The following is an 18615-nucleotide window of genomic DNA, read 5'->3' on the forward strand; positions in this document are numbered from 1 at the left end:
ATTCTTTTATTTAATTCCAGAAGTCTCGCCGCTAGCTTGAGTAATTATTTTTACGATTGTTTTCGCAAGGTTCATAACCGTGTATAGACGAGTATCATTTAAAAATTGCATGGTTGGCAGCGGATCTATATAATTGACCATTCCTGTAATATGATAATCTCCAACTTCCGGCAATACTTTTTTTAAAGCTTTCCCAGGGACAAGAGGTCCATCATTCAAAAAAACATAACCGACCTGGTTTTGATTCCCTAAACAAGCATCCACACTAAAAATAAGAGGCTTTTTGAATTGTTTTTTAATTTTTTTCAATGTGTCTTTTAAATTAAATGCATGAACGGGATTTTCCAAGGTACCATAAACACGATAAGGCACCGTATGCTCTTTAAGCATTGTCCCGACTAAAGGGCCTAATGAATCCCCAACTGATCGGTCTGAACCAATGCACAGAAAGATTACATCTTCATTTTGACAGCCAGAAGATTGAATAATCTCTTTGACTTTTAATGCTAAGCAGTTTATTTCTTCGCCTTTTGTTTCCACAGAACAAATTGCTCCTCTTCTTGTAAATTAGACTCATCTTAATTCCCCTTTGTCCTATTATACGAACAAAAAGGACATCCTGCATGTAAATATAAGCATATGCTTGAGAATGATAGTTAACACTCTGAAAAATGGCAGTAATTCAAAACATCCCCTTTAATTTATTTGGCGAGGAAGTGGGAGTTGGTTTACAACTAGAAAACGTAACGACTTAATTTTAAACTACAACCAAGTACACCAATATACAAAGTTAATTAACATAATCAGCGTTCTAGGAATCTATATTATTGATCTAGAGAGTAGGAGGGGAAGGCTCCTTTTTTATTATACGTTTTTTTAGATTAACTTATATTATACGCCCTTTGTAAAGACCTATATCCAGGTGAAAGGAAAATGGATGTATCAGTATCGTGCAGTAGAGTCCGTAGGAAGCACTGAAAACTAAGTTTTTATTAATGGATAACTTTGTTAAAATAATTTTTAAAACTAACCAATGTTCTTAGGGAGGAAACAAATGAAGGTAAAAAAAATACATCATGTCAATAATTTGTTCCGATTATGAAAATTAGGGTGTGATATCGTGAAGGAGACATAACGGTCAGATAGGCAGTCGTATAAATTGGATTTAATGGTCGGAGGGGAAATTTAGCTTGAATTGTTCTCATTTCCTGATAGCCCAAATCGTCCAGTTATCCTGAAGCAAGAGGGCTTAGACATCTTGCTTTTGAAGTGGAAGATATTAATCGAGCGATTGAAGATTTAGAAAAAGAAAACATTCCAGTCGAACCTATCCGTGTTGATGAGTTAACAGGAAAAAGGTTTACCTTTTTTTGTGATCCGGATGATTTGCCTCTTGAAATATATGGAAAGTAGTATTTGCAGTAGGGTTATGTATATTTTGATAAGAAAAGTCTTTCATCAAGGTGCCCTAAAACAAAATAGTACTCAAAACAAAAATGGAACTCATTTTGTGATTTCCATTTTTGTTTCTGTATTTTTTATGTAATAAATTCCGTATAATATATTAAGTTTTTATCAACCTAGTACAGTGGAATTTTTAATAATTGGATAAATGTGGTATTTGGTATCTTCTCCAATAAATGCTTTTCAAATATTCAATTTTAAAAGGTCGTAATTTGATATACTTCCTTTTTCATTGAGGTTATAAAAAAAATCATTTTTTGTTATTGATAGGTTTTTGTATGACCTAATCTATATATTCTTAGGCAGCAAGGCTCATTATCTTGTGAATTTTAAAGGAAGTCTTTTCACTCCAAAAACGAACGGACTTGGAATCGCCTCCAGCTCAGTCCCTTTTACACCTTCCAATTTTGCAAATGTACTTAATAGTGTCACGAGAGCTACTTCTGCTTCTAGACGTGCAAGCGGGGCACCTAAACAAAAATGAATACCAAACCCGAAACTCAAATGAGGATTTAATTTCCTTTCTAATGTGAACCGATTAGGCTCTGTAAACTTTTGTTCATCCCGGTTTGCCGAAGCGACCCAGCAAATTACTTGTTCCCCCTTTTGGATTGTTTTGCCCCCAACTTTGACTTGTTCCTTTGTAATACGGCCAATTGCCTGTATTGGAGGATAAAAGCGTAGTGTTTCTTCTACCAATTTTGGTATTAAAGGCAGATTTGTCCTGGCTTGTTCTTGAATGTTTTTATCTTCTGTCATATAGCGTACGGCATTTGTAATCAAATTAGTAGTTGTTTCATTTCCCGCAACTAATAATAAAACACAGAAAGATAGTACCTCTTCTTCTGTTAATTTTTCCCCATCAATTTTTGCTGCTAATAATAGCGAAATTAAATCTTCTTCAGGATTTACCTTTCTCTCTAAAATTATTTTTTTGAAATATTCTTTAAGAAACTCACTTCCTTCCTTACGTTTCTGTGCCATTCTTTGAAAGGCTTCATTTGAATTATCTTTGGCGCCTGCCACGAGAACATCAGAATAGGTTTTAAAAAGATCCCGATCCTTAGCAGGGACCCCCAATAATTCGGCAATTATTATGACAGGCAACGGACCAGCAAGGTTATGAACGAGATCCATAGTCCCCTTCTCATTAACTTGATCGAGAAGGTAAAGTGTCACCTCTTCGATTTTGTTTTTTAAATCCTTCACTGCTTTAGGAGTGAATGCCTTGTTCACTAAGTTTCTCATTTTTGTGTGTCTAGGAGGGTCCATTGTCAAAATGCTTCCTTGAAGAGTTCCAGACCCTCGTTCCGAAGAAAACAGTTTTGGATTTTTTAGAATATAATGAACGTCCTCATATCGAAACACATCCCAGCAGCTTCGGGCCTCGTCGTACCTTACAGGAGTTTTTTGTCGTAAACTATTAAAGATTGGAAAAGGAAATAATTGATCTGCGTTCGAAGCAATTTCGCTCATGGGGATGAGATTAGCATACTGCTCCACTGCGCTTGTTGAGTTACGTACTTGTGTCATGGTTTCATCTCTCCTTTTATTGTGACTAATATTCATACATAAACTAGTCATGAACCGGTTCATTAACTAAGATAACAAACTCATAATTTGGTTTCAATTGACATAATTTGTGATATTTTTCAATAAGAAGAAAGTAATAACTTTGAATATTTGACTCACCACCTATTGAAAAACTCTTTTGAGTTTCATAGCTTCTCGTTTAAGATCATACCGGTACCCCAAATGGTCGGAGGGGAATATCAGCCGGAATTGTTCTCATTTTCCTTACAGCCCAATTGTCCAACTTATCCTGAAGCAAGAGGGCTCAGGCATCTTGCCTTTGAAGTGGGTGATAGAATCAAGCGATTGAGGAGTTAGAAAAAGATTATTGACCCTACAATAAAAGGTGGAAAGGGGACAATATTTAGATAGTCATTCACTTCTCCATAATTTTCTTTTGCATTTCCAATAATCCCCCCAAGTTCCCAACAGGTCCACTTTATCAAAGTTGGGCTTCTTTTATTTTTCATGTACATAAAAAGGGCTGTTAGTAATCTATATAATCTATTAAGTACTATACTGATTTCCATGAAGCTTCATAGGATATAAAAAAGGAGGTACAAGCTATGAGAGAAAAAATAATTAACCCGGAAAATAACCGGGCTTCTTATCTTGATGATGGAGATGCGGTTTTTGAAAAAGGTGGTATGCAGCAAAACGCGCATTTTATCCAAGATACCTATTATAATATTATTTCAGTCCATGATTTCCTAATAATACCCAACCAGCATTGGACTCATCTTTACCCTGCTTACAAAGAAAAACTTAATTACCGAATAAATAAGTTTATTGAAATAATTTCAAATAGCAAATCCGTCTTATTTGTTAGATGGGGGGGCAGTTTCCGTTCGCGATGCAGTTGAATTACAATCCGTCTTGTCCGAAATGATACCGGGGAAATTTAATATCCTCTTCCTTGATCCAATAGTTGGGTTAAAAGGTGTTAATGAAAACGACTGGGGAATCAAAGGCATTTAAATACAGTGCAAGTACCCAGCGATGGTCCTAATGATGATACAATGTGGGATTATGTGTATAATGGGGTAACCTTAACAAAAACATATTCTAGTACTGACTTCGATTCTTATATTGCAATCTTTTTTAAATTGCTGAAGCATTAAGATTTTCCCTTTATTTCGCAGAAAATTGTATCTTAAGAGTTAAAGGCCACTCATTCATTCTAAATGAGTGTTTTTTCGTGCCGTAATCTACTCAATTATCTAAATTTTCAAAAAAATGCAATTGACCCAAAAGGGACAGCTGATTTAGAATTGATATGTATATGAAATTATGTTTTGTATATAAAAACTAAAATAGAGGAGGAATATTGTTAGTTAGTGAATGAAATGTTAAAAATATTTGATTTAGGGAGGTAAGTAATATGTTTAAGAATAAATTGGCGTTCGTTCTGCTTTGTTTGGTGTTAATAGTATCTGCATGCGGTCCAAGTGACGAAACAACTACAAAAAACAAAGGAAATTCAGGAGGAAAAGCGGTTAAGCTTACTTTTACGGAACCTGCACGATTATTGTCGGTTGCCCCATTGTATGTAGCAATAGAGCAAGGTTTTTTTGAAAAGGAAGGAATTGAAGCTGAGATTGTTTCTGGTGGTGGAGGAGCACAAGTAATTGCTTCAGTATTATCAGGTGAAGCTCAGTTTGCAGTCTCAGGTCCTCGAAGTATGTTTACTCCTCTTGACAAAGGTGAAGATTTATTGGCAATTCAATCTTTAAATTCTGCGCTAACCTATCAAATTACACTCTCTAAACAATATCAAAAGAAAAAGAATGTTTCTAAAGACTCATCACTTGAAGATAGAGTGGCTTCATTGAAAGGCGCAACTATTGGTACAAACCTTGTTGGAGATTCTGGAGACGTATACACCAGTCATTTAATGCAAATGCATGGAGTTGATCCCAATACTCTTAAAACCGTCAAATTAGCAGGAGATGGATCGAAGATTGGCGGTATGCAGGAGGGGATTGTTGACGGAGGAATAGCATCACCCCCAATGGGTTTACAAGCGGAAAGTAAAGATATAGGAGACATTGTAATCAATACAAGTGAAGAGCCAATGTATGGGAATATGGTCTGGGAAGCTGTATTTGCTAAAAAGGAATATTTAGAAGAAAACCACGAAACATCTTTGAAAGTAGTTCGGGCAATAGGGAAAGGTATGGAATTCACACGTAATAACCCAAGAGAGGCAGCCGAATCAATCGAATCTTATTTTGATGGAATTGATGTTGATATCCTAGAGGAATCACTAATCGGATTGAAAAACACTTTTAAAGGCTATGGAGAAATGAATCAAGAGGCTTGGGATAATGCCCAGGATCCATTAGTTGAATTTGGCAAGATATCAGGCGTTTCTACTAAACAGGATACAACTGAAGATGTTATTTGGACAAATAGTTATATAGAAGAGGCTTTTAAAAAATAATTAGAATGGAAAGGAGATGATAGGTAAGATGGAAAATGCACAACTGGAAAACTTTAAATTGTCTACTCGTTTTTTAGACGTTACTTACGTAAATAACAAAACTGGTGCAGAAGTGGTTGCCCTGCAGAATATAAATTTAAACATTAAAGATGGTGAATTTATATGTATTGTTGGACCGAGCGGCTGTGGAAAAACCACTTTTTTAAATACTGTAGTTGGATTGCTAAAGCCAAGTAAGGGAGAAATACTATTAGATCAGCAAAAAATTGATGGTCCCGGCAAGGACAGGGCAATGGTTTTTCAAAACCCGAGTCTATTACCTTGGAGAACTGTTTTGGAAAATGTTCTTTATGGAGTTGAACTGTTAAAGCAAATAACCGCAGAGAAAAAGAAAGAGGCTAAAGAATTTATTGAAATGGTCGGTTTAAAAGGTTATGAAAATCATTATCCACATGAATTGTCAGGTGGGATGCAGCAACGGGTAAACTTGGCTCGGGCATTAACGGTAAACCCATCATTAATATTATTGGATGAACCATTTTCGGCATTGGACGCACAAACTAGGGAATTTATGCAAGGTGAGTTACTTAGAATATGGGATGAGACAAAAAAGACAAGTCTTTTCATTACACACCAAATTGATGAAGCGGTATTTTTAGCTGATAGAGTTTTTGTTTTTGGGGCAAGACCAGGACGTGTAGTGGAGGTTGTTGATGTTGATATACCTAGACCAAGAGATCTCCATGTGAAGCGCAGCCCGGAATTTTTAGAGTTTGTAGATCATATTTGGTCCATTATTGAACAGGAGTCTTCTAAACAAGGTTTCGATAATAAAGAGAAATAATTAATATGAAAGGAGAACACTATGACGAAGGGTACGATAGAACTTACACAATCAAAGCACAAGATAAAAAAGGCGAAGAAAATGAAAAAAGAAAAAAAGTCATTTTTTATCAGTGTTGCTTCTGTTTTACTATTCCTGTTGCTTTGGGAAACTGCCTCTCAAAATGAATGGATAAATCCATTGTTCATAAGCTCACCAATTGAAATTGCACAAGCGGCAGTTTTAATGGTCCAAGAAGTTTCCTTTTGGGAAAATATGAAGGTAAGTGGTTACGAATTTGTTTCAGGCTTTGTTTTAGCCATACTTATTGGAATCCCAATAGGTGTGTTATCAGGTTGGAACTCTACCTTTAATGCAGTGGTTAACCCTTTCATTTCAGGATTATATGTAACTCCTAAAGTCGCCCTATTACCAGTGATCATCATTGCATTCGGAATCGGGCCAGCATCAAAAATTGTTATCGTATTTTTGATGGCCTTCTTTCCAATAGTGATGAGCGCTCAAAAAGCTATGTTAACATTAGATCAAAACTTAATAAAAGCAGCAAGGACATTTAGTGCAAGTGAATTTCAAATTTTTAAAACAATTGCATTGCCTTCGACGGTCCCATTCCTTTTAAACGGTATTCGCTTAGGTATAGGTCAAGGATTAATTGCAGTGGTTGTAGGTGAATTATTCGCTTCGACAGCTGGTATCGGATACCAATTGACAAGTAATGGTCAAAATCTACAAACAGATCGCATGTTTGTTGGCGTGTTAGTCATTACTATTACGGGAATCATTCTTACTTCATTATTAGGCATTATTGAAAGACGCTTTTCATCTTGGAAACCTGAAAATAGTTAATTAAATTAATTCTGTATCCAAACTCAATGAAAATCGAGTTTGTCCGCGGTTTGAACGTTGATTTCCATTCCAGGCACTCGCTTTCCGCGGGCGGTCCGGGAGCCTCCTCGGCGCTATTTGCGCCTGTGGGGTCTCCCTTGGCCTCGCTTTTCCCGCAGGAGTCTCGTACCTTCCATTCCAATCAAATAAGTATCCAAACTCAATGAAAATCGAGGTTGGATACAGTTTTTTTATTAAAAAACGTTCCAGTTGATTTCAGAAATCCGCTCCCTTTCCGCCGACTGCCTGCCAAGCCTCCTCGACGCAAGCGTCTGCGGTGTCTCGGCTAGCCAGTAATTCGGCAGGAGTGTCGCAAATTTCTTCAATCCAATAACGTATTCATAAAACAATAAAAAAACATAAAAATAGAGTTTGGCTACAGCTTTTTTATTTAAAAAACGTTCCAGTTGATTTCAGAAATCCGCTCCCTTTCCGCCGACTGCCTGCCAAACTTCCTCGACGCAAGCGTCTGCGGTGTCTCGGTTAGCCAGTAATTCGGCAGGAGTGTCGCAAATTTCTTCAATCCGATAAGGATTACAGTGAAAAAAATTTAGATAGAACCCCCAGGCACTCCCTTTCCGCAAGCAGTCCGCCCTCAGCGCAATTGCGCCTTCGGGGTCTCACTGGAAACGCTTATCCCGACGAGTCTCGCACATCCGCTCCAATCAACTTTGTTAGATAGAACTTTTTAGTTTAGCATGCTTTTCAAACCTGTCCATAAAGATTTCCTCTCCAAGCCTATCTGGTATTTACTTTGTCGGCGATGATTACTGGCAGATAGTACTTTAATTCGTTTTTTTTACTGTGACACTTCACAGCGAGATAGAAATTTTATTGAAGTTCTCACGTATCCATGATACCTTCAATTTATAGGGATGGTTGGGAGGAATAGGTTTTGAACACAAAGGCATTTTTATTGGCATCTATTACAGTTATTATTTGGGGATCTACATTCGCTGCTATTCGTGCAAGCTTACATGGCGGATATTCAGCCGGTCATTTGGTACTTGTTCGTTATCTTATAGCATCAGGAGTTTTTATCCTTTATGCTCTTTGGCCTGGGGTGAAATTTCGACTCCCGAAAAAAGAGGATTTGTTGAGGATTTCGATCCTTGCATTTATTGGCATTAGTATTTACCATATCGGGGTGACATTCGGGGAACAAACGGTTTCGGCGGGAACGGCTGGAATGCTGATCGGTTCAGCACCTGTCTTCATCGCGATCATAGCTGCGTTCGTTTTAAAAGAACGCCTCGGACTATACGGATGGATTGGTTTAGGAATTGGATTCACAGGGATCACCTTAATAACATTAGGTACCGCAGGACCTTCCCTGAATATTTCTGAAGGAGCTTTTTTAGTACTGATGTCAGCTATTGCTTCTGCGGTGTTTTTTGTTTTCCAAAAGCCACTGTTTAGCCGTTATAATCCGATTGAATTGACAGCTTACTTCACATGGATCGGTACAATACCCTTTTTTATATTTTTTCCTGGGCTATTTCAAGAAATTCAACATGCAACGATGGAAGGTCATTTATCAGCGGTTTTTGTTGGTATTTTCCCTGCGGCGATCGGTTATGTAACTTGGGCAGTCGCTTTATCATTAGGAAAAGCCAGTTCCGTTTCCAGTTTGTTGTACATTGAACCTGTGATTGCCATTTTCGTCGCTTGGGTTTGGCTGCAGGAAGTACCTAGTACCCTTTCAGTCATTGGCGGAAGTATTGCGATATTGGGGGTCCTTGTCGTTAATGGTTTCGGAAAGTATAAATCAGTGGTGAAAAAAGCAGCATGAAAACTAGAAAAAATAGCAGCATCCCAGATCATCATGAATGAACGTCTATCCTTCTTGGACGACTCAACACATAGGAGGGCATCCTAATAAAAGGAATTCACCCAGGTTGATGTGGTTAATCAGATACACCTGGGGAATTGGATTTTTCCGACCTGTACATTACCTGAAATTAAATCTATGTTTAAAGTCCCATTCCAATTTAAATGAATTATTTTCACCTGTTAAAAATTTATAATCGATATAGGACTTTTCTTTCCTAGTCATTCCGTCAACATATGGGGAATAAGTACGGAATAATAATACATTTTTCTTTTCATCAAATTCTACAAGTCTTAGCCAGCCATTTCCCCCTCGATAATTCGTTTGGTAGTTGACCAGCATTTGAATGACATCATTTCCTGCTGAGTTTTGTTTTACCCGATGCGCTATCCCATAAAAATGTCCATTAACCGTCATGAACACTTGATTATGGTTCTTTACAAGTTCATCCCATATCAGCCGGCCAATAGACGAATCGGCGGCAATGGTTTTACCATCTTTAACTTTCGGAAAAATAATATCATGTGAGACGAGGATTGTCGGTTTATCTTTATGCTGGTCCAGAACTTTTTTTGACCATTCCAGATCCTTATGCAAATTTTTCATATCCACTATCAAGATTAGATATTCATAACTTCCTGCCTTAGCGATTGCATATGAGCTATACCCAGAGGGAGCCGACCCCTTATAGTATTTTTTATTCATAAAACGCTGTGGCCCATAATGTGTTAAAAAAGGATCTCCGGCAGCATAGTCATGATTCCCAGCCGCCATCATATATGGAATTTCCTTTTTATCCAAAAGGGAAATGGCTCTGAGCGAATTTTGCCATTGTTTTTCTGAATCACTATCGACAATATCCCCAACAAATGTATTCATGATAATATTGTTCTTCTTGGTGTTATTGGATATCCAGTTCATTTGACTATTGAAAATCTCAGGATTTTGGCTTGAATATTTCTGGGTATCTGGAATAAAAAGGAAATTATAATTCTTCTTATTCGTTAGAATGGGGAAGGACTTGTTTGATCCTTCAAAGGGTTCATCGTCACGAGCATCCTGTACTAGCCATTCTTTTTCAGTTAATGCCTTATTGGCAATTCGTATTTCCTGGATATTCCCTGCGAAAAGCGCATCTAACTTATTTCCTAATTCTGTTGCACCGATATTCCAGCCTTTACCTTTTAATGCTGCTATACCTATGGCCCTTTCTGATTCTCCATAATCACTAACGCCATTTAAAGTTAGAGTCGTCGTGCTACCATCATTAACGATTGCCAAATGGTACCATTCACCAGCATTTAAAGAACGAGACCAATTGCTTACATTATAGTTCAAATTGGATGGATGGCTTGTCCAGTGCAATTTTTGATCACTGGATATAGATAAAGCAGAAAGGATTTTTTTCTCGCCTTCCATTTTATTAAGATCTGCCGCCTGTCCTTGTCTTGAAAAAAGCCCCATGCCACTTTTGGGTTTCCTTGGCATCTTAAATACAAATTCAATGGTAAAACCCCTATCGAAATTCTCTGAATTGATAGGTGCATCCCGTATGGTTTTAAAATACCTTCCTGCAGGGGCGTTTTCGTAATTGGCGAATTTCAAGCTATCAACTTTATCCAGAGCGTAATAATCTTCTTCAGACCATTTCAACATTTTTTTTAATTCGGGTAATGCAGGGTCACCTTTCGTCACTAACTCTAAATCATTTCCTTGTTTGGTTATATCTTCAATAATTAAATTACCTTTATCGATTGAACCGCTTTTAACATGTTGTTTTGTGAATTTCCAATTTGCAACGATACTGCTCCGATCATTTTCAGCAACGGAATTTAAAGAATCGGCTGACTTGGCAATACCAGGAACAATCATACATAAGAGTGAGAGACCTATTAATGCTTTTTTCATTCTCATAAACATCACCCCGTTACATTTTGATTAAGCGATATACATTTATCCTTTTTACTACCTGGATTAATTTGTAGCGTACTAAGCCAAGGTAGATTCCGTACAGCTGTAATATGGTATAGTTTGCTTATCTTCTCGGTAACTTATTAAGGATGAGTAAAAAAGTCTTGTTTCTACAAAACCCATTAGGGAATAAGTCCTAATTATTTGTTTAACTTGTTAAATCAAGATTTTCAATCGATAGAAATCAATAATATGAAGAGATGTAGTTTAAAGGATTTTGAACATCAGATGGGGAGTAGGAAAACAAGCATACTGGTAATTGGAGTTAATGGACAAAACGAAGAAAAAGCAAAAAAAGAGACAGCCATAAGCTGTCTTTTTTTTCACCATCTACAAATCCAAGTCCAACCAAATCCGGGAACCCATACTCTCCTACAGCGTGGAATCCATTGTCCGTGTTCCCAATGACCACCACCGTGACCGTCCCATTGACCGCCGCCATGATGACCATCACCGTGTCCGTCCCATTGACCGCCGCCATGACCACCACCGTGACCGCCACCGTGACCGTCCCATTGACCGCCGCCATGACCACCACCGTGACCGTCCCATTGACCGCCGCCCGGGCCAGGTATTCGTTCTCCATCTATATAATAATGCACATTATTAGGGTAATAAGCGTAATTATAATTATACATTCAAGAAATCCTCCTTTTTTTGTTTACCCTTTCAGACTATGTACAAAGGGTGGGAAGGGTCCTATATGGACAATGATGGACAACAAAACAGGGCTGCCTATTTATTGTTGTCAAAATAAAAGACAACAAATTAATGGCTGTTTATTAATGGCTGTTTTTTTTTCCCATATTGAATTTTAAACACTAATAGTGCTTGAGTTGTTTTGTTCAGCATTAAATCAGTAAAGGAACCGATGCCTTCTGATGACATGTTAAAAAGTGTTCCTGAAATGAAAGATGAAAATCGAAGGCCCATATTCATTTCAGCAGTAAAGGAAACAAAAAATTCTTTTAATGAAGGAAGTAAATAAAACGGGAAAAAGGCGTTTCTACAAAAGTAGGGACGCCTTTTAGTTATTAACATTAATTTTTAAGCAATAATGCGTTGATTATCGACTTTAATTAGGTAATGATTAAATAGTTAAATATGGAAATGGGAGTTTGGAGGAGGGAAATTGAATGGAGAAGGTATTTCCGGTTATTGAAACCAAACGATTGATATTAAGGGAAGTGACACTGGAAGATGCGGGTGACATGTTCAAATATCTATCTGATACAGATGTGGTGAAGCCAATGGGGTTAGATCCATTCGAGACAGTAAATGATGTATGGGATGAAATTAAGTGGTATGAATCTATATTCGAAAAAGGTTCGGGAATTAGATGGGGAATTACATTAAAAGATTCCGGTAAGGTTATAGGAAGTTGTGGTTTTCTGAATATGGTAACCAAACACCATCGTGCTGAAATTGGATATGAATTAACTAAAGAACAATGGGGAAAAGGCATTGCGAGTGAAACATTGGAAGCCGTTGTTATGTATGGTTATCGCCACTTTCACCTGGAAAGGATTGAAGCTTTAATTGAACCGGATAATCACCCATCCCAAAAACTTGTGGAAAAACAAGGATTTAGAAGAGAAGGACTTCTTAGGCATTATGAATTTACCCGTGGCAAATTCGATGATTTATACATGTACTCACTCATAAAAGAAGATCTTAACGGCATTTCCTTTTAATTAATTCATTGTGGAGATCGTTTAAGAAGCGGTCCCTGTTTGTCGACAAAAGTGGATTTCGGAATGCACTCATCCCGAAGCCCTTTTACGATTTTACTGAGGGGATGATTACCAATTGGGATTTTAGAGGTCTCATGCTGAAGACAAACTCAATGGAAAGCTTGAACTAAAATTTATGAATTTCACCCATAAAAAAACACTTTTACTTTTTAAGGGTTTGTAAATTTGAACGTTGATTTCCATTCCAGGCACTCGCTTTCCGCGGGCGGTCCGGGAGCCTCCTCGGCGCTCTTTGCGCCTGTGGGGTCTCCCTTGGCCTCGCTTTTCCCGCAGGAGTCTCGTACCTTCCATTCCAATCAACTAGAGTTATTTTACAATTTAGGTTGTTCATCCCAAACCATGTTTAAAACTAGTTTCCATTATGGGTTTTTACTGTTTTATGAAACACATATTAGATTGAAGATATTTACCCTTACTCCTGGAGAGTAACTGGCAGATACCAAAGTCACTTGCGGTTAGAACGTTTTTAAAACTGAAGTCATTATTTGCTTGTATAATCTCTTTCAACCTTACAAATTCGGGTGGTGTATGACGAGTACCAATCTTTCATACCTTTTTCTTGTGCCTTTTTGTGAGCGGCATTTTCCTTCCAAAGCTTTATGGCATCCAAGGACTTCCAATAGGATACGGTAATTCCTAACCCGTTTTGATCTCTCACGCTTTCGACTCCTAAATAGCCATCTTGTTGAGCGGCAAGTTCATCCATGAATTCAGCGGTTGAATTATAGCTTGCGGCATCCTTATCGCTTCTTTGCGAAGTGAAAATACAAGCGTAATAGGGAGGTTCGGGAGTATTTGCAAATAACATGAAATGATGCCTCCTTTTAACTTAATATTCAAAATAATACCACATAGGCGAGAATGAGGATAGTTGCCCGGTAAAGAGGTACCCAGCAAAGAAAACAAGGAGGTAAAAAGCAGTATATATCTCTGACACGGCAATTCTGCTAAAGGGATTTTATTCTGATTCACGAATATATATTACTTTGACGGTTTTACAAAAAAAGGAGATGGTCTTGTGTGCGGGATTCGTTAGCAACCATATAGAAAGAGATGCATTTTTACCGGAACAACGCGATATTCTTTTGGAAAATGCATTAAAAGATTTAACGGCAGATCCTGATGTTTTGGCTATTTACATAGCTGGTTCATTAGCAAAAGGAAACGATGATCACTACTCCGATATAGATTTGCACACTATTGTAATTCCAAAACGCAAAGCAGAATTTTTAAAGGGAAAAAGGGATAGAGCCAATAATTGGGGAGATGTTTCATTTCACGAAGACTGCAATCCTTATTCACCGTATGTCGTCACTCATTATAATACCTTTGTAAAAGTTGATAGCTGGTATCATGCACCTGAGGAAATTGTTCCCTCCATCTGGTTAAAAGAGGTAGAAGTCATCTATGATCCTTTTAATATTATGAGTCCTGTTATAAAAGAATCGGCAGAGAAAGTGTATAAACCTACACCTGATGAAGTTGAGCATTGGAGAGGAAAGCTGCTTGCATTTGTCCATGAAACCTACAGGGCCGTTATGAGAAGAGAAATGCTATATGCACTATCCAATCTTGATAGGATACGGTGGCTGATTGTGTCTGGTTGGTATATGGAAATGGAAGAGCATTTAGATGTTCCCTATGGAGTATGGACAAAAATTGAGGGTAATAGAAGTAAGTTAGCTGTAAAGCAGTTATCCCTGTTGGAAAGTTGGGATTGTGGCCGCAATTCAAATGAAATTATTAAAACGCTGAGACGTATGATCCCAGAATTCCTCAGACTAAATGAATACCTATGTACTCAATTGGGTGTCGAAACAAATGAATACCATATCAAAAGAATAATCGATATGGCTATCTGACACCTTTTACAATCGGTTATGGCACACTCTTTGTTCGCGTAAAATGTTTAATCACTTTTGGAGGGATGCCAAGTGGCAGAGTTGGTATATCATGTAGCCGTTTCACTGGATAATTTCATTGCCGACCAAGCAATGTTGGAAGGGGATATCAATCATTCTTTTTTCTTATTTGAAGGAGAGCATGTCCCGGACTTTTTATCCGATATCCAGCAATATGAAGCGGTGTTGATGGGAAGTAAAACATATGAATTTGGATTTCAATTCGGAGCCAAACCGGGTGAACCAGGTTATAAGGGTTGAAACATTATATATTCTCGAGTTCCCTTCAGTTTGAATCGAATGAGGAGGCAGAGCTTATCGAGGGAAACGCCGTTGCGTTTATTGAAAACCTCAAACAGCAAGGTGACGGAAAGCTATGGCTTTGCGGGGGCGGAGAACTGGCTGGATCGTTATTAAAACATAAACTCATTGATCAATTGGTGCTGAAAGTGAATCCAGTCATAATTGGTGAAGGCATCCCTCTTTTCGGCAGTGTTAAGCCAAGTCTAAAATTGGCTTTAGTTGAAATGAAACAATATCCAAACGGGGTGCTTAAACCTACATATAATATTAATTATGCGTAGGAACTTCATTCCCTAAATAAGTTGTACTTCTACTTAGCAGTGAGGGTTGTGTTACCGCAACCCTTTTCTAATGCAACAATCTTCTTTCGGAGGGAAATTTGCAGCATAAGGGCTTTTCTTATAATAAACTACCATAAATATTATTCTATTCAGATAGTTTGCCATATGCAACATAGTTATCTATCACTTACTTATATAAAGCGATACAAAAAGGTTGCTATAGACCCACCCATTTTTAAGTTGATATGATATTCAGGTACTTAATTGTGGGGGGAACTTGAATGGAAGAACAAAAATATAATGACCTCAAATTAGGCGAACGTGGTGCAATCATCAGTATTATTGCTTATATTTGTCTATCAATCATAAAGCTGGCTATCGGATACATAAGCGACTCAGCGGCTTTAAAAGCGGATGGGTTGAACAACACGACTGATATTATCGCGTCCCTTGCCGTACTGATCGGTTTAAGGCTAGCTCAAAGACCCCCAGATAAAGATCATGGTTATGGTCATTGGAAGAGTGAAACGATTGCATCAATGGTAGCTTCATTTATCATGTTTGCTGTTGGTGTACAAGTATTGATAGATGCTGCTGCCTCCATGCTTAAAGGTGGAGAGGAATCACCCGACATTATTGCCGGATATGTAGGTGTTTTATCAGCAATAGCTATGTATTTTGTATACCGATATAATAAAAAGCTTGCTATGAAAATTAACAGTAAAGCCGTTATGGCAGCTTCGAAAGATAATATTTCCGATGCTTGGGTAAGTATAGGAACAGCTATAGGGATTTTCGGATCCCAATTAAACATGCCATGGCTTGATCCCCTTACGGCCATCATTGTTGGATTATTAATATGCAAAACAGCCTGGGATATATTCAGTCAAGCCTCACATGAACTTTCTGACGGTTTTGATGAAAATAAAATTCATCTATATAAGGATGTAATTACAAATGTAGATGGAGTCAAGGGGATAAAAGAAATTAAAGGAAGAAATTACGGGAACAATGAAGTGATTGATGTTGTGATCCTTGTCAATTCCACCTTGGATATTAAAGAAGCACATGATATAGCGACACATGTAGAAAAAGTGATGATGAAAGATCATGGAGTGTATGATGTTCATGTCCATGTAGAGCCCAATTAACTTTCTCTTTCATTATGAATTAAAAAAAGGTCTAAATCTGCTTTACAAACATATGAATGATATGCAATCATTAATTCATTACATTGGAAGGAAAAGGTACCTTATACAATGAAGCAGTAATCTTATCAAATAAACAGTAAATCTGAATCAATTTCAATGGGTGTAATCGGTTAGTTATGTTCAATGTAAATAAGCCGTCACTTTGTTTGCTTACCGGATTTATCGGTAAGTAAAGTGAATTCATTTTTTCATTTGAACAAAATCTTTTTTAGATACCCATGTGAGATTTTTAATGATTATGTTTAGAGATGGGATTCGTCTGTTCGTTTATAGGTACTAATTCATATACAATTACTTTTTCTGATATCCAATCAGATGAGGTATATTTGGTTTATGTATATTAATTTAGTAACAGGCGATCTCTCTCTAGAAAAATGGGGGGGATTTTTTTATGTTATTTTTAAAAGCGAATGATTTAAAGAAAAGTTACGGAAGCCGTGAAGTTCTTTCTGTTGATACACTTCATCTTTACAGTCATGACCGTGTTGGTTTGGTTGGCAGGAATGGAGAAGGTAAAACGACCCTGCTTTCTATACTAGCGGGAGTGAGGGAACCCGATTCAGGTCATATCGAGAGCTATGGAACAGTCAGCTATATCCCGCAGATGGAAGAAACTGAACAAGAAATAAGCGGGGTATTAACGAGTATATGGAAACTGCCCGATGAGAATCAAGAAATCATAAGCGGCGGTGAACGAACCAGAAGAAAAATCGCCGCAGCCCTTTCTTCCAATGCGGATGTATTGATCGTGGATGAACCTACCAGCCATTTGGATATATTCGGAATTGAACAATTGGAAAAAGATTTAAAATCTTTTAATGGCGCTATTTTGCTTACTTCACATGATAAAGCATTCTTGAATCATCTTTGTACAACAATATGGGAAGTTGAGCAAGGCAAGGTAACGGTATATGAAGGGAATTACGAAGCGTATATAGAACAAAAGCAGGCAAAAACAGAAAAGGAAAATAAGCAATATGAAGAGTATACCCGCGAAAAGAACCGGTTGAAACAGGCTGCACAAAACCTCCAAGCCAAATCCGATTCAATTAGGAAAGCCCCTAAACGAATGGGTAATTCAGAAGCAAGGCTGCATAAACGGAGCTCGGGGAAACAGAAGGCGAAATTGAACCGTTCTGCTGAAGCGATCGAAACTCGAATCGAAAAATTAGCAAAAAGAGAAAAACCGAGGGAAGATCCCCCCATCATCTTTAATATTTCAGAATTTCCATCTTTGCATAGCAAAAGGGTCATTCGATTTAATGGCTGTTCCCTGAAAGTCGGGTCACGGGTGCTGAAACAACATATTTTCGGAGATGTCCCCTTAGCTTGCAGACTCGCCATCAATGGTCAAAATGGTTCAGGAAAAACGACATTATTGAAAAAGATAGTGGAAAGGCACCCAGATTTATATGTCGCGATGCCAGCAAAGATTGGATTTTTTGCCCAACAACAAGAAAATTTAAATGAAAGTAAAACGGTTCTCGAAAATATATTGGAGGACAGTCCCTACAATCAAGCCTTTATTCGTACACTTTTATCACGATTAGCTTTTAAAGGAAATGACGTTCACAAACAAGTATCACTTTTAAGCGGTGGGGAAAAAGTCAGGGCTTCCCTAGCAAAAGTTTTTTTGGGAAACTATAATGTACTGGTTTTGGATGAACCTACAAATTACCTGGATATTCATACTAAAGAGGCTTTAACAGAAGTGTTAAAAGCATATCCAGGAACGATCGTTTTTGTGACTCATGATCGTTCATTGATCCAATCGCTTGCAACACATTCACTTTCATTTGAAAAAGAACCCCCGAGAGTATGTGCTATAAATAAGGAATCAACAAAATCAGCCACTCGCAAGGATGGCCTTGAAGATAAACAGGCTGAGCTTCTTATGATTGAAGTGCAAATCATCGAGACACTTGGTAAACTGTCCAGTGTTATGAAGGAAGAGGAAAAAGCGGAATTGGATAGGGAATACCTCCAACTCTTGAACAAGAAAAAAGAGCTTGAAGAATAAGTGCAAACCATAAAAGGCCCTTCTCAATCGAGAGGGCCTTTATGATTTAGTTTATTTTACATTTATTAAAAGACCAATAAAAAGGATTAAAGTAAATTCATCCTGATTGGAGATCAAATGAAAATTTGATCATTA

At 37.6% G+C, this 18615-nt stretch carries 15 protein-coding genes and 2 pseudogenes; 12 read left to right on the plus strand and 5 right to left on the minus strand.

Features of this window, described 5'->3' with window-relative positions:
• Positions 1 to 6 precede the first annotated feature (6 nt).
• On the minus strand, positions 7 to 540 hold the full coding sequence (gene yyaC, locus NYE65_RS22010) for a spore protease YyaC (protein WP_340861689.1): 534 nt from the start codon (positions 538 to 540) through the stop codon (positions 7 to 9).
• Between the two features lie 729 nt (positions 541 to 1269).
• Between yyaC and NYE65_RS22015 the strand changes: the two genes are divergently transcribed.
• Positions 1270 to 1413, plus strand: a complete 144-nt coding sequence (locus NYE65_RS22015) for a hypothetical protein (protein WP_340861690.1) — start codon at positions 1270 to 1272, stop codon at positions 1411 to 1413.
• Positions 1414 to 1779: 366 nt separating this feature from the next.
• On the opposite strand, the gene NYE65_RS22020 is transcribed toward NYE65_RS22015, so the two are convergent.
• Entirely contained in the window at positions 1780 to 2997 is a 1218-nt protein-coding gene (locus tag NYE65_RS22020) for a cytochrome P450 (RefSeq protein WP_340861691.1), read from the minus strand.
• Between the two features lie 225 nt (positions 2998 to 3222).
• Here NYE65_RS22020 and NYE65_RS27340 point away from each other — a divergent pair.
• The 6 genes and pseudogenes from NYE65_RS27340 to NYE65_RS22045 form a co-directional block, all read left to right on the plus strand.
• A pseudogene (locus NYE65_RS27340) lies at positions 3223 to 3324 on the plus strand (VOC family protein); the annotation flags it as partial.
• Positions 3325 to 3602: 278 nt separating this feature from the next.
• Positions 3603 to 3899, plus strand: coding sequence for a DUF1796 family putative cysteine peptidase (locus NYE65_RS22025; protein WP_340861692.1), 297 nt, complete (start codon positions 3603 to 3605; stop codon positions 3897 to 3899).
• A gap of 518 nt (positions 3900 to 4417) precedes the next feature.
• The gene (locus NYE65_RS22030; RefSeq protein WP_340861693.1) at positions 4418 to 5479 is read left to right on the plus strand and encodes an ABC transporter substrate-binding protein; all 1062 of its coding nucleotides are present in this window, start codon (positions 4418 to 4420) and stop codon (positions 5477 to 5479) included.
• A gap of 28 nt (positions 5480 to 5507) precedes the next feature.
• Positions 5508 to 6323, plus strand: a complete 816-nt coding sequence (locus tag NYE65_RS22035) for an ABC transporter ATP-binding protein (RefSeq protein ID WP_328178293.1) — start codon at positions 5508 to 5510, stop codon at positions 6321 to 6323.
• Between the two features lie 81 nt (positions 6324 to 6404).
• Complete coding sequence (locus tag NYE65_RS22040) at positions 6405 to 7169, plus strand: ABC transporter permease (RefSeq protein WP_161784879.1); 765 nt, start codon at positions 6405 to 6407, stop codon at positions 7167 to 7169.
• A 934-nt stretch (positions 7170 to 8103) separates the two neighbouring features.
• Positions 8104 to 9000: a DMT family transporter gene (locus NYE65_RS22045; protein ID WP_328177669.1), complete on the plus strand. Its 897-nt coding sequence runs from the start codon at positions 8104 to 8106 to the stop codon at positions 8998 to 9000.
• Between the two features lie 159 nt (positions 9001 to 9159).
• Here NYE65_RS22045 and NYE65_RS22050 read toward each other — a convergent pair whose 3' ends face one another.
• Both NYE65_RS22050 and NYE65_RS22055 read right to left on the minus strand, forming a co-directional pair.
• A complete protein-coding gene (locus NYE65_RS22050) occupies positions 9160 to 10953 on the minus strand; it encodes a LamG-like jellyroll fold domain-containing protein (protein WP_340861694.1) in 1794 nt (597 codons plus the stop codon).
• A 380-nt stretch (positions 10954 to 11333) separates the two neighbouring features.
• A complete protein-coding gene (locus NYE65_RS22055) occupies positions 11334 to 11648 on the minus strand; it encodes a hypothetical protein (RefSeq protein WP_340861695.1) in 315 nt (104 codons plus the stop codon).
• Between the two features lie 498 nt (positions 11649 to 12146).
• On the opposite strand from NYE65_RS22055, the gene NYE65_RS22060 reads away from it, so the two are divergent.
• On the plus strand, positions 12147 to 12704 hold the full coding sequence (locus NYE65_RS22060) for a GNAT family N-acetyltransferase (protein ID WP_340861696.1): 558 nt from the start codon (positions 12147 to 12149) through the stop codon (positions 12702 to 12704).
• Positions 12705 to 13245: 541 nt separating this feature from the next.
• On the opposite strand, the gene NYE65_RS22065 is transcribed toward NYE65_RS22060, so the two are convergent.
• Positions 13246 to 13572 (minus strand): antibiotic biosynthesis monooxygenase family protein, encoded by a 327-nt coding sequence (locus tag NYE65_RS22065; protein ID WP_063576684.1) that lies wholly within the window; start codon positions 13570 to 13572, stop codon positions 13246 to 13248.
• Between the two features lie 178 nt (positions 13573 to 13750).
• Between NYE65_RS22065 and NYE65_RS22070 the strand changes: the two genes are divergently transcribed.
• The 4 genes and pseudogenes from NYE65_RS22070 to abc-f all read left to right on the plus strand — a co-directional run bounded on the left by NYE65_RS22070 (position 13751) and on the right by abc-f (position 18480).
• Positions 13751 to 14626, plus strand: coding sequence for an aminoglycoside 6-adenylyltransferase (locus NYE65_RS22070; protein ID WP_340861697.1), 876 nt, complete (start codon positions 13751 to 13753; stop codon positions 14624 to 14626).
• A gap of 72 nt (positions 14627 to 14698) precedes the next feature.
• Positions 14699 to 15249: pseudogene (locus NYE65_RS22075) on the plus strand (dihydrofolate reductase family protein).
• Between the two features lie 281 nt (positions 15250 to 15530).
• A complete protein-coding gene (locus tag NYE65_RS22080) occupies positions 15531 to 16400 on the plus strand; it encodes a cation diffusion facilitator family transporter (RefSeq protein ID WP_098187227.1) in 870 nt (289 codons plus the stop codon).
• 451 nt (positions 16401 to 16851) lie between these two features.
• On the plus strand, positions 16852 to 18480 hold the full coding sequence (gene abc-f / locus NYE65_RS22085) for a ribosomal protection-like ABC-F family protein (RefSeq protein WP_340861698.1): 1629 nt from the start codon (positions 16852 to 16854) through the stop codon (positions 18478 to 18480).
• The last annotated feature ends 135 nt before the right edge of the window (positions 18481 to 18615 follow it).

It is taken from the genome of Peribacillus sp. FSL R5-0717 (genome assembly GCF_038002945.1).
GTDB lineage: Bacteria > Bacillota > Bacilli > Bacillales > DSM-1321 > Peribacillus > Peribacillus frigoritolerans.

What these genes read in the sequence shown, in the direction of transcription:
- NYE65_RS22080 (WP_098187227.1), top strand. Translation starts at nt 15,531, where the DNA reads ATGGAAGAACAAAAATATAATGACCTCAAATTAGGCGAACGTGGTGCA.
- NYE65_RS22060 (WP_340861696.1), top strand. Translation starts at nt 12,147, where the DNA reads ATGGAGAAGGTATTTCCGGTTATTGAAACCAAACGATTGATATTAAGG.
- NYE65_RS22065 (WP_063576684.1), bottom strand. Translation starts at nt 13,572, where the DNA reads ATGTTATTTGCAAATACTCCCGAACCTCCCTATTACGCTTGTATTTTC.
- NYE65_RS22055 (WP_340861695.1), bottom strand. Translation starts at nt 11,648, where the DNA reads ATGTATAATTATAATTACGCTTATTACCCTAATAATGTGCATTATTAT.
- NYE65_RS22040 (WP_161784879.1), top strand. Translation starts at nt 6,405, where the DNA reads ATGAAAAAAGAAAAAAAGTCATTTTTTATCAGTGTTGCTTCTGTTTTA.
- NYE65_RS22020 (WP_340861691.1), bottom strand. Translation starts at nt 2,997, where the DNA reads ATGACACAAGTACGTAACTCAACAAGCGCAGTGGAGCAGTATGCTAAT.
- NYE65_RS22025 (WP_340861692.1), top strand. Translation starts at nt 3,603, where the DNA reads ATGAGAGAAAAAATAATTAACCCGGAAAATAACCGGGCTTCTTATCTT.
- NYE65_RS22050 (WP_340861694.1), bottom strand. Translation starts at nt 10,953, where the DNA reads ATGAGAATGAAAAAAGCATTAATAGGTCTCTCACTCTTATGTATGATT.
- NYE65_RS22035 (WP_328178293.1), top strand. Translation starts at nt 5,508, where the DNA reads ATGGAAAATGCACAACTGGAAAACTTTAAATTGTCTACTCGTTTTTTA.
- NYE65_RS22030 (WP_340861693.1), top strand. Translation starts at nt 4,418, where the DNA reads ATGTTTAAGAATAAATTGGCGTTCGTTCTGCTTTGTTTGGTGTTAATA.
- abc-f (WP_340861698.1), top strand. Translation starts at nt 16,852, where the DNA reads ATGTTATTTTTAAAAGCGAATGATTTAAAGAAAAGTTACGGAAGCCGT.